Source organism: Candidatus Methanomassiliicoccus intestinalis Issoire-Mx1, assembly GCF_000404225.1.
GTDB lineage: Archaea > Thermoplasmatota > Thermoplasmata > Methanomassiliicoccales > Methanomassiliicoccaceae > Methanomassiliicoccus_A > Methanomassiliicoccus_A intestinalis.
This window is the reverse complement of sequence record NC_021353.1, coordinates 1916354-1931651: the sequence shown is the minus strand read 5'-3', so window position 1 is coordinate 1931651 and position 15298 is coordinate 1916354. Positions and strand designations below refer to the sequence as shown.

Sequence of the window (15298 nt, the reverse complement as noted above, 5' to 3'; positions counted from 1 at the left end):
TTAAAAGGTTACAATATCTTTTATTCGTTTGATAACACCATCATCATCTATTATTTCTGATAATTTTTCGATATTCAAAACAGGTCTCGACATAAAAATTTTTGTCGCTCTTTTTCTTCCGCACCCTGGGAGAGCTTCCAATGCCTTTATGGAACATTCATTTACATTCAAAGGAAATTCAACTGCAGTTATACTTCTATATCCCCAATCTACAATTGACACATCAACAAATCTGTTAAGCTCTGTTTTATATGGAATACAAATCAAGATGGGATATGATCCTATCTGTCTGCCAAATGTGAAATTTCCATCATGTATTTCCATATAGACATCTTTCAAAATGCGCCCTTCAGGAAACATTTTTTTCAACATAGGCTGATCTATGTTTTCTCTCACTGTTTCTTTAAATTTAACGAATGAATGTTTATCTGATTTTTTATACTCTTTTCTAAGCGGTATAACCTGACGTAAATTAATTCTTCTTAATAATAAATCATCGTTCAATATCTTATTTAATAAATTGATATTTAATTCATTAGTATTTTTATTCTCACCGTCCAGACCGCTTATAAAATTAAGGCCAGGAAGAATTTTTGAAACCCCATTATTTCCTATTTTAGATCCTTCTTCGTTTATAATTTTTACAGCTTCTAATGTCTGTTCTGCTGAAGAATTGAGATTATTGGCAGTCTTTACCTGCGGATCTGAACTTTCTAAACCAAGCGCTAAAACATTTCCTGGTGTGCAATAAGCTGCTAAAGTTCTGATGATTTTTCTCGATTCTTCAGGATATGTTGATATGACAGCTGGATTAGCATTGTCAACATGCAGCACTTTTGGATTCAATTTACTAAGTCCAGAAAATAGTTCTTCTACAGCATCTGGATTCGGCCGCGGAGGATCACCGCTGCTGATATCAGCCATGTATGAAATTATACAACTCTGACCGCCTATCCTGAAATTATGAACTCCGTATTCTGTTAATTTAGCACATTCTTCTATTATATCAGACGGCTGTCTGAATAACGGTTCTCCTTTCAGCGGTTCAATGCAAAATGAGCAGCCACCTGACTTGTATCTGATGCATCCTCTGTAAGATTCTACTTCAGCTATCAGAGGATCAGGAAAATCAGGATGATCTTTTACAATATGCGCTCCTTTGATCTGCCACTCATTCCACTCTTCTAAATTTCTTAATCTCTGAGAAACTTCCTTTCCCTTCAAAATTTCATATAGTGAAACTGCAGGATCATTTTTTGATGAGTAGTCAAAAGAAGAACACATTTCTGAATCCAATGCTGCAGGTCCTCCGATTATTGATACTCCAGGAATATGACAGCTTATTTCCAGCACCTCTTTTTTTGAAGCGGGCATAGCTCTCAGGTATTTTCCTGGAACAGCATTTCCAGACATGAATAATGTAACATCTGAATTTAATTCAGCATTATTTTTCCTGATTTTATCTATTGTAATATATTCGACTTCAGCACCCGCAGATATAGCGGCGCCTGCGGCTGCTCTGACTTGAGGTGAAATAAATGGTGGAACTCCGAGACATGCAGGTTCATCAATGTATCCGTCTAATATAGTTACTTTCATGAAGGTCCTCACTATTATTGTCTACGAGATTCGTAGCATCAGCTACGAAGCTCTTATATAATGTTTTGTGGTCTTAGGCCTAAATTTAAACCCGGTGACAGGGTTTGCCTAACTAAATTAACATTTTAGGAGACTGTTGTTATGGTCGATAAAAAGGATCAAGAAGAAATGCTGAAAAAAGCATATGAACCGGCAAAACTTGCCATGAAGTATCATCCGTATTATGAAGGTAAGATTGAGGTAACTGCAAAGTGCCCTGTTCACAGTTTTAGCGATTTTGCAGTTTGGTATACTCCTGGTGTTGCAGAGCCTTGTAAAGATATCCATGCAAATCCTGATAAGGTCTATGAACACACTTCAAAAGGCAATATGATTGCCATCGTGTCTGATGGTACAAGAGTTTTAGGATTAGGAAACATCGGACCTAAAGCAGCTCTTCCAGTTATGGAAGGCAAGGCATTATTGTTTAAATATCTGGGAGGAGTCGATGCTGTTCCTATCTGCTTAGATACAACAGATACTGAAGAGATAATCAGGACCGTAAAGGCTCTGGGGCCTTCATTCGGTGGAATTAACTTAGAGGATATTGAAAATCCTAAGTGCTTCGAGATCCTTGACAGATTAAGAAATGAAATGGATATTCCTGTATGGCATGATGATCAGCAGGGAACAGCTACCATTGTTACAGCAGGCGCTATTAATGCTCACAAAGTAGTTGGAAAAAAGATTTCTGAATCAAAAGTTGCAATGGTCGGTGCAGGAGCTGCCAACATCGCAATTGCCCGTATAATGGTTAAAGCAGGATTCAACATCAAAAATATTGTAATGGTAGACAGCAAGGGAACTCTCCACAAAGGTAGGGAAGATATCAAAAACTCTCATGCAGAAAAATGGTTTATGTGTGAAAACTCCAACGCTGAAAATGTTGTTGGAGATATAGAAGCTGCAATGAAGGGCGCAGATATCGTAGTAGCTGCTTCTAAACCTGGACCAGGTGTCATTAAGAAAGAGTGGGTCCAGAACATGGCAGATGATGCTATCGTATTCGCTACAGCAAACCCTATTCCAGAAATATGGCCTTGGGAAGCTGAGGAAGGCGGAGCAAGAGTAATAGCAACAGGACGTTCTGACTTCCCTAACCAGGTTAACAACTCTCTTGGATTCCCAGGTATTTTCAGAGGAGCTCTTGATGTCAGGGCTAAGACAATCACAGACGATATGTGCATTGCTGCAGCTCTGGAGATTGCCAAGACTGCCGAAGACAAAGGCCTCAGTGAATCATACATCGTTCCGTCAATGGATGATTGGGAAGTATTCACCAGGGAAGCAGTTGCTGTCGGTATGAAAGCAATTGAAACGGGAATCGCAAGAATCAACATCAGCAAAGATGAGCTCACTCACCGTGCGGAAGAACTCATTTCCAGAGCCAGAAATGAAACAAAGCTGCTGATGGACAAAGAATTCATCAAGCCTTTCCCACAGTAAGCATAAACAATCTTTTCAATGCGGGACACCCCGCATAATCATAATTTTTTTAAGGAGGGATCATTCTGAAGTATTCAGAAGCTGGTATCGGCAGAGTTTTCGTTGTAAAATTAGAAGACGGCGAGATCGTTCATAAATATCTGGAAGAGTTTGCTGTTCAACATAATATAAAATCCGCAGCAGTTCTGGCAGTAGGAGCTCTAAATGAAAACAGCAGAATGACTGTAGGACCTGAAGATGGAGATGCCAGGCCTGTAACTCCTCTATATCATACGCTTCATGCGCCTCATGAAACTGCTGGGGTCGGAACAATTTTCGAGGGTGAAGACGGGCTTCCAAGACTTCATATGCATGTTTCATGCGGCAGAGATGGAGAAGGCCTTACAGGATGCATCAGAGTAGGCTCAGTTGTGTGGCAGATTCTGGAAGTAATCATAATCGAGCTTACAGACTGCAGCGCTAAAAAAATAAAAGATGAATCTACTGGATTCGAAATATTAGAACCTTAAAATTATTTGATCTCTGCAGAAATCTGCAGAGTAAGTATTTCTTATTCACACAAGAGTGATTGTGTCTGCTTCTACGCCCTGTATATTTGGTACGGTTCTTAGAGCGTCTTCAAATTTTTCAATGAGACCTTCAGCATCATTCATCATGGATGTAACTTCAATGATGTTGAGACCAAAAGCGAATGGTTTTACAACCATGCTGCTGATGACAACTCCTTCAGGAACATATTTTGGAATATCTGCTATGATCTGATCGGTTGATACTTCTGGACTCTCTGGAATAAGCTTGTGAACTGCTGCTACTTTTCCCATGAGATCCACCTTAAGGTCCTGTGAACCCGCATTTGGGGCAAGTGTATGTAACACTCTGGTCTCTGCACTGTGGGCAGCGTCCAATTTCGGCTTCGCCACATTCTGGACACTGGAAGAACGTCATTCCATCGTTCTTTCCGAGTCTGAGTCCACATGAACTGCAAATCTTTTCGTTTTCCATGTTAAATCACCGGAATTGAGCGATACAGTCAAATTTAGATATTTAAGATTATTCGCTTTTATTTTTTGTGAAAATCCTCTGAGTTGGCTCTGAAAATTATGAGTATTCTCAAAGACAGTGCACAATCAGAAAACTTAAAATGTCAAAAACATGGTGATATGTCTACCTTGCTTGAGAGCTTTTATGATTCTTTTGTAGATTTTCAAGGCTCTATGCTCTCTTCGGCATGATAATCTGATATTTTGATGAAAAATATTATATAGGGGCAGTCTTTACCTAACCCTCTGCATGCTAAACAAGCTTGCATTGGGCTCGTAGCTCAGCTAGGTAGGACTGTGGAGTAAAATCCTCAGTACCCTAGAAAGAGCATCTGACTTTTAATCAGGTGGTCCGGGGTTCGAAAAGTATGCGGCCTTCCCGTATACTCCGAAAATCCCCGCGAGCCCGCTCTTAGCGAGGTAGAAGAACGATGGAAGGGGTAACGTTCGGTCCGCATTCGAAGGGATATTTTCTAACTGTAATTTATGGCGGAACCCCATGCCCGATTTTAACGTCTAGCAGGTGAATTAGGTGGTCGAATCCAATTTTAACGTTTTAGAGCATAATCTCGTACCGGAGCACTATTTGTTGTCTCCAGAGGATGCTGAAAAAGTACTGGCAGAGTTGAATATCACAAAAGACCAGCTTCCTAAAATTCGACGAGGAGATGCATGTGTGAAGCTTCTGGAAAATATATATGGTCCAATTCCAGAAGGAAGTATTATTAAGATCATTCGTAAGAGTGCAACTGCAGAGGCTTTCGTCACTTATCGCCTAGTGATTAAGGAAGTAAAGGGGTGAAGAGAAGTGCGTGATTTAGTAGAACTCTATTTTAAAGACAGAAGTATTGTTAACCACCATATATCGAGCTTTAATGATTTTCTCTCCACTCTTGACAACCCGAACAGCAGAATGCAGAAGATTGTGGATAATCTGAGAGTATCCGCGGATGATATGGACCGCGGACTGATACGTCTTGATCCTGAGAGAACTGAAGGACGTATCATCGAAATAAGAGTAGGACGCAAGAGGGATGAAAAAACCGGTCTCATCGACTCTCAGTCAAGACCTACAATGCATGTGCAGCTGCCGATTGTAAGAGAAGCGAACGGTGCCACACATCCTTTGACTCCTATGGAATCCAGACTCAGAAACCTCAACTACCTTGCTCCGATTTATCTTGATTTTACAATTATTGAAGACGGTATTGAAAAAGAACCGGAGACCGTCCACATCGGCGATCTGCCTGTAATGCTCCGCTCAAAGCGCTGCAATCTCTATAAAGAGAACATCGAAGTCGACAAAGAGCTTACAGACGAAGAATACAAACTAAAGCTCATGGAGGCTGGTGAAGATCCATCAGATCCAGGCGGATATTTCCTTATCGGCGGAACAGAGAGAGTTCTGATTTCGTTGGAAGACTTAGCTCCTAACCGTGTAATGGTGGAGTATAATGAAAGATACGGAACCCAGCTGGAAGTTGCTAAAGTATTCTCGCAGAGGGAAGGATACCGTGCTCTTACTCTTGTTGAAAAGAAGAAAGACGGAATTCTGACAGTCACAGTTCCGGCAGCTACAGGACAGATACCGCTGGTAGCTTTGATGAAAGCTTTGGGAATGGAGAATGATAAGGATATCTACGATGCAATAGTCTCTGTTCCAGAGATGGCAAATATTGTTTATGCAAACATTGAAGAATGCCATGACAAAAAACTCTACCCTCCAAACGGTATCTACACCACCGAAGATGCCATCACCTACTTGGAACGTAAATTTGCTACAGGACAGGCAAAAGAATACAGAGAAAAGAAAGTAGAATCAATTATCGATCGTTCACTGCTTCCTCATCTCGGAGATACCAAAGAAGACAGACTTAAGAAAGCTCACTTCCTTGGCAGAATTGCTCGTTCAGTTCTTGAATTAAGCATCGGCATGAGAAAGGAAGACGACAAAGACCACTATGCCAACAAGCGTCTGAAGCTTTCCGGAGATCTTATGGAAGATCTGTTCAGAGTTGCATTTACAAACTTGATGAAGGATCTTAAGTATCAGATGGAACGCAATTTCTCACGTAAAAAAGAGAATCTGCGCATTGGTTCATCAATCCGTCCGGATCTTATGACTCATCGTCTCCTGCATGCTTTAGCCACAGGAAACTGGGTAGGCGGAAGAGCTGGTGTATCTCAGCTTTTAGACCGTACTTCTAACATGAGTACTTTGTCTCACCTCAGAAGAGTCACATCTTCACTTACACGTTCACAGCCTCACTTCGAAGCCCGTGATCTTCACCCTACTCAATGGGGAAGACTATGCCCCAATGAAACTCCTGAAGGTCAGAACTGCGGTCTGGTGAAGAACGCATCATTGATCATTGATGTATCAGAAGGATTCAGAGAAGAAGACGTACATTGGCTTCTGCGCGACCGCGGAGTTACTGAAGTCAGAAGCGGCGAACTTCGTACTGGTGCAAAAGTATACGTCAACGGGGATCTGGTAGGAAATACAGAGAACCCCAAGGGACTGGTTGCAGACATAAGAGCTGGAAGACGCCAGGGTCTGTTATCCAGTGATATCAACATCCGTTTCGATGAAGAAATGGGTGAAGTAATCATCAACTGTGATGAAGGACGTCTCAGACGTCCGCTGCTGGTAGTAAGTGATGGCAAACTGTCTCTTACCCGCAGGCATATTGAAGAGATCAGGGACGACCACCTGAAATGGACAGACCTTATCAGAGAAGGAGTAATCGAATGGATCGATGCAGAAGAGGAAGAGGACGCTTACATCGCTGTAGTTCCTTACAATCCTCCAGAACGCTGCAGTGAGTGCGGCAGAGCTCTTTCACCAACTGATCTGGACTGGATGAATCCCGGCACAAATGATTCTCATGCCATTCTCAAATGCAAATACTGCCACGGTGACAATTCTGCTCCGATACTGCTCAACAGTGAACATACCCATATGGAAATAGATCCAATGATCATCCTTGGTGTAGCCGCAAGCGTTGTTCCCTATCCTGAACACGACTCTTCTCCAAGAGTTACTATGGGATCCGGTATGGCAAAGCAGTCTCTTGGTTTGAGCTGTACCAACTATCGTAAGCGTCCAGATACCCGCGGGCATCTTCTGCACTATCCGCAGAAGCCGATGGTCCAGACAAAACCGATGGATTTCATCGCATTCAATGACCGTCCGGCTGGACAAAACTTCGTTGTGGCAATTTTGTCTTACAACGGTTACAATATTCAGGATGCTTTAATCCTAAACAAGGCGTCTGTCGACAGAGGTCTGGGACGTTCAACCTTTATGAGGACATACCGTGCAGAAGAGCGCAGATATCCTGGAGGACAGGAAGATCACTTTGAGATTCCTGATCCAGACGTGCGCGGTGCCCGTGCAGATCTGGCATATGCAACTCTCGGTGAAGATGGTCTTATCTGCCCTGAGACAGAAGTCAGCGGCGGTGATGTATTAGTTGGAAAAACTTCTCCTCCGCGTTTCCTTGAAGAGGAAACAGACTTCCTGACTCCTCAGAAAAGGAGAGAAACATCAGTCACTATCCGTTCAGGAGAGAGGGGCTGGGTCGACTCTGTAATGCTTACTGAGTCTGAGAATGGTTCCAGGCTTGTAAAAGTGAAAGTGAGGGATGAAAGAATTCCTGAACTGGGAGATAAATTCGCTTCCAGACATGGACAGAAAGGAGTTGTAGGACTTCTTGTTCCTCAGGAAGACATGCCTTTCACATGCGATGGTGTGACGCCTGATTTAGTCATCAACCCGCACGCTATTCCATCTCGTATGACTATCGCCCACGTTCTGGAAATGATCGGAGGCAAGGTCGGTTCAATGGAAGCAAGAGCTATTGACGCAACAGCGTTCTCTGGAGAAAAGGAACAGGCTCTCAGAGAAGAACTAGTGCGCAATGGATTCAAGCACACTGGTAAAGAAGTGATGTATGACGGTGTTACCGGAAAAATGTTTGAAGCTAACATGTTCACAGGTGTGATTTACTATCAGAAACTGCACCACATGGTGTCTGGAAAAATGCATGTCCGTTCCCGCGGACCTGTGCAGATACTTACAAGGCAGCCTACTGAAGGAAGATCACGTCAGGGCGGTCTGAGATTCGGTGAAATGGAAAGAGACTGTCTTATCGGACACGGTGCAGCAATGGTTATCAAAGATCGTCTTCTGGATGAATCCGATGGTACTGCTTTGTATATCTGCGGAAATCCTAACTGCGGACACATCTCTATGATGGACCGCAGAGGTGTAGTACGCTGCCCTGTGTGCAACAATAATACCAACGTACATCTTGTTCAGACGAGCTATGCTTTCAAACTCCTGTTGGATGAGCTGCTGTCGCTTGGTGTCGTCATGAGACTTCAACTGGAGGATTTAAGATGATGCGTGGTGTCTCGAAAAGGATAGGATCAATTAAATTCTCAATCTTATCCCCGGAAGAGATTAGAAAGATGTCAGCTACCAAAGTTATCACTGCTGACACATATGATGATGACGGTTTCCCGATTGACATGGGTCTTATGGACCCCCATCTGGGTGTCATTGAACCAGGTCTTAGATGTAAGACCTGCGGCAACAAGGTAGACGAATGTCCAGGACACTTTGGACACATTGATCTGGCAATGCCGGTAATCCATGTAGGACTTGTAAAAGAAATCAAGAAGCTTTTACAGTCTACCTGCAAGTCCTGCGGTCATCTCCTTATGACTCAGGAAGAAGCTGCTGAGAAGACAAAACAGATGGAAATGGTAGAAGAGCTTGGCGGAGATGCTATCGATTATCGTATCCTCGCTAAAGATCTAGCCAAGGATGCATCAAAAAATGCAGTCTGTCCTCACTGCGGTGAAATACAGGGAAAAATAACTCTTGACAAACCTACCACATTCCGCGAAGACGGTCATAAGCTCACTCCTAAGGAGGTAAGAGAGCGTCTGGAGAGAATACCTGATGATGATCTCCTTCCGCTCGGTATTGATCCCGCTTCATGCCGTCCAGAATGGATGGTTTTGACTGCTCTGGCCGTTCCTCCTGTAACTGTCAGGCCTTCAATTACTCTGGAATCTGGAGACAGATCCGAAGATGATCTGACCCATAAACTGGTGGATGTTCTGAGGATCAATCAGAGACTCAGGGAAAACCGTGACGCAGGAGCTCCGCAGCTTATCGTTGAAGATTTGTGGGAGCTTTTACAATACCACGTTACCACATATTATGACAATCAGACTTCCGGTATCCCGCCTGCAAGGCACAGATCCGGAAGGCCTCTAAAGACTCTCGTACAGAGATTGAAAGGTAAGGAAGGCAGATTTAGATCAAACTTGTCTGGTAAGCGTGTCAACTTCTCAGCTCGTACTGTCATTTCTCCTGATCCAGCTTTGTCAATTAACGAAGTTGGTGTGCCTTACTCTGCAGCCAGAGAGCTTACTGTACCGGTTCGTGCAACCAGATCAAATATAGAAGCCCTCAGAGAAATGGTCAAGAGGGGAAACAATCCCGCTATTGAAAATGGAAAGTATCTGCCAGGTGTAAACTATGTCATTCGTCCAGATGGACGAAGGATGAAAGTCACAGAGCGCAACGCCGAAACAATCGCCGAGGGACTTGAATTAGAATATGTCATTGAAAGACATCTGATGGACAAGGACGTTGTGCTTTTCAACAGGCAGCCGTCCCTGCACAGGATGTCGATGATGGCTCACACTGTGCGTGTAATGCCTTGGAAGACATTCAGATTCAACCTCTGTGTCTGTCCTCCGTATAACGCCGACTTTGACGGAGATGAAATGAATCTGCATGTTCTGCAGAGCGATGAAGCTCGTGCAGAAGCTCTTATTCTCATGAGAGTGCAGGAACACATTCTTTCTCCGAGATTCGGCGGACCAATCATCGGAGCTATCCACGACCACATTACTGGAGCTTTCCTGCTGACTCATAAGAATCCTCATTTTGATGTTCAGGATACAATCAACATCCTCAGCAAAGTTAAATTTGACGAGATGCCCGAGCCAAACTTTGACGAAAACGGGAACAAGTATTGGACCGGCTATCAGATGTTCAGCATGATTCTTCCGGACGATTTCAGAATTACATTCAAATCATCCATCTGCCGTCACTGCCAGACTTGTCTGAAAGAGAACTGTGATATGGATGCTTATGTAAAAATCAGAGATGGACAGCACCTGTGCGGAACTATTGATGAAAATGCAATCGGTGCATTCAAAGGAAAAATACTCAATAAAATCGCACATGATTATGGTTCCACTGCCGCCAAGGATTTCCTAAATAATGTTACCAAACTGGCTATCGGAGCTATCATGGCAAGAGGTTTCACAACTGGTATCGATGATGAAGATATCCCTGCTGAAGCTACCCGCCAGATAGAAGAAATGCTTGCTGATTCAGTAACTAAAGTCTCAGAACTGGTCGAAGCATACCGTGAAGGTATCTTAGAACAGCTTCCAGGACGTTCTCTCGATGAAACTTTGGAAGTAGAAGTAATGAAACTTCTGGGACGTGCCAGAGATGAAGCAGGTCAGATTGCAGGACGCCATCTGGGTATGGAAAACCCTGCAGTTATTATGGCCCGTTCCGGTGCAAGAGCGTCTATGCTTAACCTGTCACAGATGGCAGGTTGTATCGGGCAGCAGGCTGTGAGAGGAGAACGTTTATCCAGAGGTTACTGGAACAGAACACTTCCTCACTTCAAGAAAGGAGATCTTGGTGCAGAAGCGAAAGGATTCGTACAGAATTCATACAAGAGCGGTCTCACCCCTACAGAATTCTTCTTCCACTCCATGGGAGGCAGGGAAGGTCTTGTGGATACTGCGGTCAGAACATCTCGTTCTGGTTACATGCAGCGCCGTTTGATCAACGCTCTGGAAGATCTCAAATTAAAGCAGGACGGTACTGTCCGTAACACTGCAGATATGGTCATTCAGCTGAAATACGGTGAAGACGGAGTAGATCCTACCCGTTCTGCCAGCGGTGAGGCTGTAGATATTGACGATATTCTTACAGAAGTTCTCGGTGATGAGGCTGAAATAATCTCTCAGATCGAGGAGAAGAAACAGACAGGTTATGCGACCATGGAACAGGATCTTATGGAAGCTGTTGCTGAAGATGATCTTGAAATGGAAGAGCCTGAATATGATCTCGGTGGCGGAGGTGAGGACTGATGGCACGTAAAGATACACAAAATGCACTCCGCAGGAGAGGCGTTAGCGATGCAGTAATCGAAAAACTTCTCTCCAGCTATTCAACTATTGGAGATGTTTCAGCTGCTTCAGTTGAAGAACTGATAAATGCTGGACTTACAAGCGAAGAGGCCGCAGATGTTTCTGCTAAGGTAGGAAAAACCACTACCAAGCGTGAAACAAAAAAATCCTCAAGCAAAAAACAGCAGGAAGCTCCAGCAGAAAAGATTCACTACAATCTTGTAGATAAATCAAGAGCACACACCGAACTGGAAGAAAAGCTGCTCACAATGCTGGAGGAAAACGACATGACTCTTCCGATGCGTGTGATTTCAAACATCGCTTCCCGCATTGAAGGAATCATCATCCCAGAAGAAAAAATCCTTGAGGTTCTGAAAAAGTCATATGACCGTTATCGTGAACATCAGATGGATGCAAATGAGTCGGCAGGTATTCTGGCAGCTCAGTCAATCGGTGAACCTGGTACTCAGATGACCATGCGTACTTTCCACTACGCTGGTGTAGCTGAAATCAACGTTACATTAGGTCTGCCTCGTCTCATTGAAATTGTGGATGCAAGGCGTGTTCCGTCAACTCCAATGATGGAAGTACATATCGAACCAGCTTACATGGGAGATGTCGACATTGTGCGTAAGGTAGCCTCAAAGATCGAAAAGACTACCTTGCTGGACATAGCAGACATCGAAACAGATATCGCCAACATGAAAGTAGTCGTACATCTGGATCCTGTAAAGCTTGAACAAAAAGACATAACTATTCAACAAATCCAGGAGAAGCTGTCCAAGGACCGCCGTCTCCGCGGATTGGTAACTGTTGAAGACGGTCAGGTTGTAATATCTTCAGACGAACCTTCATTTAAGAAGCTTCAGGCAATTGTCCAGGCAAGCCGCGATGCGGTTATCCAAGGTCTTGACGGTATTGAAAGAGCCATTCTGCGTAAGCAGGGCAATGAATACGTCATATATACTGCAGGATCCAACCTGCGTGAAGTCCTCAATGAAGATAAAGTCGATAAGACACGTACAACCACAAACTCTATTCAGGAAATCTATGATGTCCTGGGAGTTGAAGCCGCTCGTAACTCGATCATAAATGAAGCTTCCAGAACACTGGAAGAACAGGGTTTGAGCGTTGACATAAGACATATTATGCTGGTCGCAGACCTTATGACTAATGATGGAGACGTCAAAGCCATAGGAAGACACGGCATATCAGGTAGGAAATCTAGTGTACTAGCTAGAGCAGCATTTGAAATAACAGCCACCCATCTTCTGCATGCTGCCCTTACTGGTGAAGTAGACTACCTGGACGGGGTGGCTGAGAACATTATAGTGGGACAACCAGTGACGCTCGGAACAGGAGCTGTGAATCTGATATACTCCCCGAAACGGCCTAAGGAGGCACAAGAATGATAGATTTAGGAAGAGCAATTAAGGCCGCTGCTACCACCGGTAAAGTGGTCTACGGCGTGCAGCAGGCAGAGAAGGCAATTAACAGTGGAGATGCAAAAATTGTAATCATCTCGGCTAATTGCCCGAGTGAGTTCCTCCAATCTGGAAACCACAACACAAAGGTTTACAAGTATGAGGGAACCAACATGGATCTAGGCGCATTATGCGGAAAACCATTCTCGGTATCTGCCCTAGCTGTCATAGACAAGGGTACCTCAAATATTCTCTCGCTGTGATGAAATATGCCAACGGAAATAACATTTACCGAGGATACTCTTCGTTACATAAACCTCTTTGAACAGGTAACAAAAACGAGAGTGAAAGACTGCATGGAAGCAGAGGACAAGCTGGTGTTCGTTGTTGAACCCGGCCAGGCCAACCGTGCTGTGGGAAAAGGCGGGGAAAACGTCATTCGTCTGAAAAATCAGACTGGAAGAAACATTCAGGTTGTTGAGTACTCTGATGATCCAGAAACATTCATCAAGAATGTATTTTACAACTACAATGTCCAGAAAGTAGAGATCGAGTCCCGTGGTAATGTTCTGCATGCCACAGTGACTGTCGATCCTAAAGTGAAAGGACGCGCCATCGGTAAAAATGGACGCAATCTTAAACTCGCCAGAGATATCGTTAATAGACACCACAATGTTCAGAGCATCAGTGTCGCTTAAGCGGTTCTCTTTCAACCTCTAATCGGTCCGCTGTAGGATATTCTTCTACGATGAAGGAATCATATGGGAGATCCTCAAAGATCTCTTCCAGAATCCACGGCGCGACTTCGATTCTTTCTTTTTCTTTATCAAAATGCATCAGTTCTTCAGGTACCTCGAATTCATTTTTCAGAGTTTCAATAATTTTATCAGGGTCGCCTTCAACAACTCCTTTCAGCAGCGTTCCGTCTTCAGTTATTATGTCTGAAGGTAGAGAAGTCTTCAATGCTCTTCTTTTAAGTCTCTGTCTCAGCTGCACGGCGTCTTTGAAACTTGATGAGCAGTAGTGAACCGGCATCTTTGCAGTTTTTATTATTTCATAAGCAAGCTCTTCGCTTCCCCCTACTGCACTAGATATCTCATCTTTGGCAGAGAATCCTCTTTTTTCCAGTTCATCCCAGTTGCCTTCAGAGAATTCCAGCTCATTTAAATTGATAAAGTCAAGTCCTGCCTTTTCTCCAAATTTGACAAGATCCCGAATTTCTTTTTCTTTTCCAGGAATGGCAGGAATTTCAAAACCGATGCTCATCTTTGTATTTTTTATGAAATCTTCCAGTTCCGGCAGTTCTCCCCATCTTTCAACAGGCGGGTGTATCCTGAGTTCATCCAGACCAGCTTTTTCTAATCTGCTGTAAGCATCTGTATCAAGTGATGCTGTATAGAGATGAATATGATGTTTTTTTCCGAAATGATTTTTTAATAATTCTATGTAATAAATTGTCCTATCCAGTGATTTAACAGGATCTCCGCCGGTGATGCCAGTACCCTCAGCATCGATTGATTCCGCTTCGAAAATTATATCTTCATCGGATGATGCTAGTTTTTCATCTGCATAAATGACATCTTTTCCTTTCTTCTTGGAGGAAAGAGGACAGTAAAAACATCCAGAATCGCAGCGTCCTGATACCAGCAGCACTAGCTTAGCGCCCTTTCTGCACATTACACAGCCTTTTGGAAGATGGCCTGTATAGATGGAATCGGCCTCCATCTTCTCAGTTTTCATGCTCCCGAAGTTACCTATTATGTATATATCATCACACGTCCGGCAGGGATCAGGTCAAATATACTAACTGTAATTACATCCTGATCAAATGAAAATGGATTCCCGTCTTATCTTAGCTTTGGATGAAACTGATGTGCCCAAAGCGCTGCACGTTCTGGATGAAGTGTGCGGCATTATTGATGCGGTTAAAATAAACTGGCCGCTGATCCTCTCAGCCGGCCCTGAGATAATTACTACACTTTCTCAAAAGGCTGATGTAATCTGTGATTTCAAGATCGCAGACATTCCTAATACTGACAGGCTGATTATCGAGCAGTCAGTAAAACGCGGAGCATCAGGCGTAATAGTCCATGCCTTTACCGGCACAGACTCACTGAAAGAATGTGTGAGCGCAGCAGGCGGCAGGGATGTATTCGTTGTTACTGAAATGTCTCATCCTGGAGGACAGGAGTTCACTGCCAAACACGCAGAAGAATTTGCGGCTATGGCCGCTGAATGCGGAGCATCTGGATTGATCGCCCCGGCTACCAGGCCTGAAAGAATAAAGAAGATTAAAGAATCAGCTCCAGGTCTTTTGATTCTCTCGCCGGGAGTAGGTGCCCAGGGAGGTTCAGCATCCAATGCTGTCTTAAACGGTGCAGACTATGTAATCGTGGGCCGTTCAATCTATGGAAGCAGTGATCCAAAGGATGCCGCTCAGAAGCTGGCTGATGAGATTAAGGCTCTGCGTTTCTAAGATTACTCGGGAGAAACCATTTTCTATTTACTTTT

13 protein-coding genes and 1 tRNA gene are annotated in these 15298 nt (G+C 43.7%); 10 read left to right on the top strand and 4 right to left on the bottom strand.

Annotated elements, in window-relative coordinates:
- The gene (locus H729_RS09335; RefSeq protein ID WP_020449763.1) at positions 1–1599 is read right to left on the bottom strand and encodes a radical SAM protein; all 1599 of its coding nucleotides are present in this window, start codon (positions 1597–1599) and stop codon (positions 1–3) included.
- Between the two features lie 141 nt (positions 1600–1740).
- Here H729_RS09335 and H729_RS09330 point away from each other — a divergent pair, with 141 nt between their 5' ends.
- Positions 1741–3084, top strand: a complete 1344-nt coding sequence (locus tag H729_RS09330) for an NAD(P)-dependent malic enzyme (RefSeq protein WP_020449762.1) — start codon at positions 1741–1743, stop codon at positions 3082–3084.
- Positions 3085–3143: 59 nt separating this feature from the next.
- Positions 3144–3593, top strand: coding sequence for a PPC domain-containing DNA-binding protein (locus H729_RS09325; RefSeq protein WP_335324213.1), 450 nt, complete (start codon positions 3144–3146; stop codon positions 3591–3593).
- Positions 3594–3638: 45 nt separating this feature from the next.
- Here H729_RS09325 and H729_RS09320 read toward each other — a convergent pair whose 3' ends face one another.
- The gene (locus H729_RS09320) at positions 3639–3905 is read right to left on the bottom strand and encodes an elongation factor 1-beta (protein WP_020449760.1); all 267 of its coding nucleotides are present in this window, start codon (positions 3903–3905) and stop codon (positions 3639–3641) included.
- A gap of 10 nt (positions 3906–3915) precedes the next feature.
- Positions 3916–4086 (bottom strand): zinc finger domain-containing protein, encoded by a 171-nt coding sequence (locus H729_RS09840; RefSeq protein WP_020449759.1) that lies wholly within the window; start codon positions 4084–4086, stop codon positions 3916–3918.
- 308 nt (positions 4087–4394) lie between these two features.
- Between H729_RS09840 and H729_RS09920 the strand changes: the two genes are divergently transcribed.
- The 7 genes from H729_RS09920 to H729_RS09285 all read left to right on the top strand — a co-directional run bounded on the left by H729_RS09920 (position 4395) and on the right by H729_RS09285 (position 13485).
- A tRNA-Lys gene (locus tag H729_RS09920) sits at positions 4395–4533 on the top strand.
- Between the two features lie 123 nt (positions 4534–4656).
- On the top strand, positions 4657–4926 hold the full coding sequence (locus tag H729_RS09310; protein WP_020449758.1) for a DNA-directed RNA polymerase subunit H: 270 nt from the start codon (positions 4657–4659) through the stop codon (positions 4924–4926).
- 6 nt (positions 4927–4932) lie between these two features.
- Entirely contained in the window at positions 4933–8532 is a 3600-nt protein-coding gene (locus tag H729_RS09305; protein WP_020449757.1) for a DNA-directed RNA polymerase subunit B, read from the top strand.
- Positions 8532–11324, top strand: a complete 2793-nt coding sequence (locus tag H729_RS09300) for a DNA-directed RNA polymerase subunit A' (RefSeq protein ID WP_102030423.1) — start codon at positions 8532–8534, stop codon at positions 11322–11324. The genes H729_RS09305 and H729_RS09300 overlap by 1 nt, the downstream gene beginning before the upstream one ends.
- Positions 11324–12775 carry a DNA-directed RNA polymerase subunit A'' gene (rpoA2, locus tag H729_RS09295; protein WP_020449755.1) on the top strand — a complete coding sequence of 484 codons (1452 nt, stop codon included), beginning with the start codon at positions 11324–11326 and terminating at the stop codon, positions 12773–12775. The genes H729_RS09300 and rpoA2 overlap by 1 nt, the downstream gene beginning before the upstream one ends.
- The gene (locus tag H729_RS09290; protein WP_020449754.1) at positions 12772–13050 is read left to right on the top strand and encodes a 50S ribosomal protein L30e; all 279 of its coding nucleotides are present in this window, start codon (positions 12772–12774) and stop codon (positions 13048–13050) included. Before rpoA2 ends, H729_RS09290 begins: the two co-directional genes overlap by 4 nt.
- Positions 13051–13056: 6 nt before the next feature.
- A complete protein-coding gene (locus tag H729_RS09285) occupies positions 13057–13485 on the top strand; it encodes a NusA-like transcription termination signal-binding factor (RefSeq protein ID WP_020449753.1) in 429 nt (142 codons plus the stop codon).
- Here H729_RS09285 and H729_RS09280 read toward each other — a convergent pair.
- Positions 13472–14527, bottom strand: a complete 1056-nt coding sequence (locus tag H729_RS09280; protein ID WP_020449752.1) for a radical SAM protein — start codon at positions 14525–14527, stop codon at positions 13472–13474. The two genes, H729_RS09285 and H729_RS09280, sit on opposite strands and share 14 nt — an antisense overlap.
- Before the next feature lie 88 nt (positions 14528–14615).
- Here H729_RS09280 and pyrF point away from each other — a divergent pair, with 88 nt between their 5' ends.
- Positions 14616–15263 (top strand): orotidine-5'-phosphate decarboxylase, encoded by a 648-nt coding sequence (pyrF, locus tag H729_RS09275; protein WP_020449751.1) that lies wholly within the window; start codon positions 14616–14618, stop codon positions 15261–15263.
- Positions 15264–15298 lie beyond the last annotated feature (35 nt).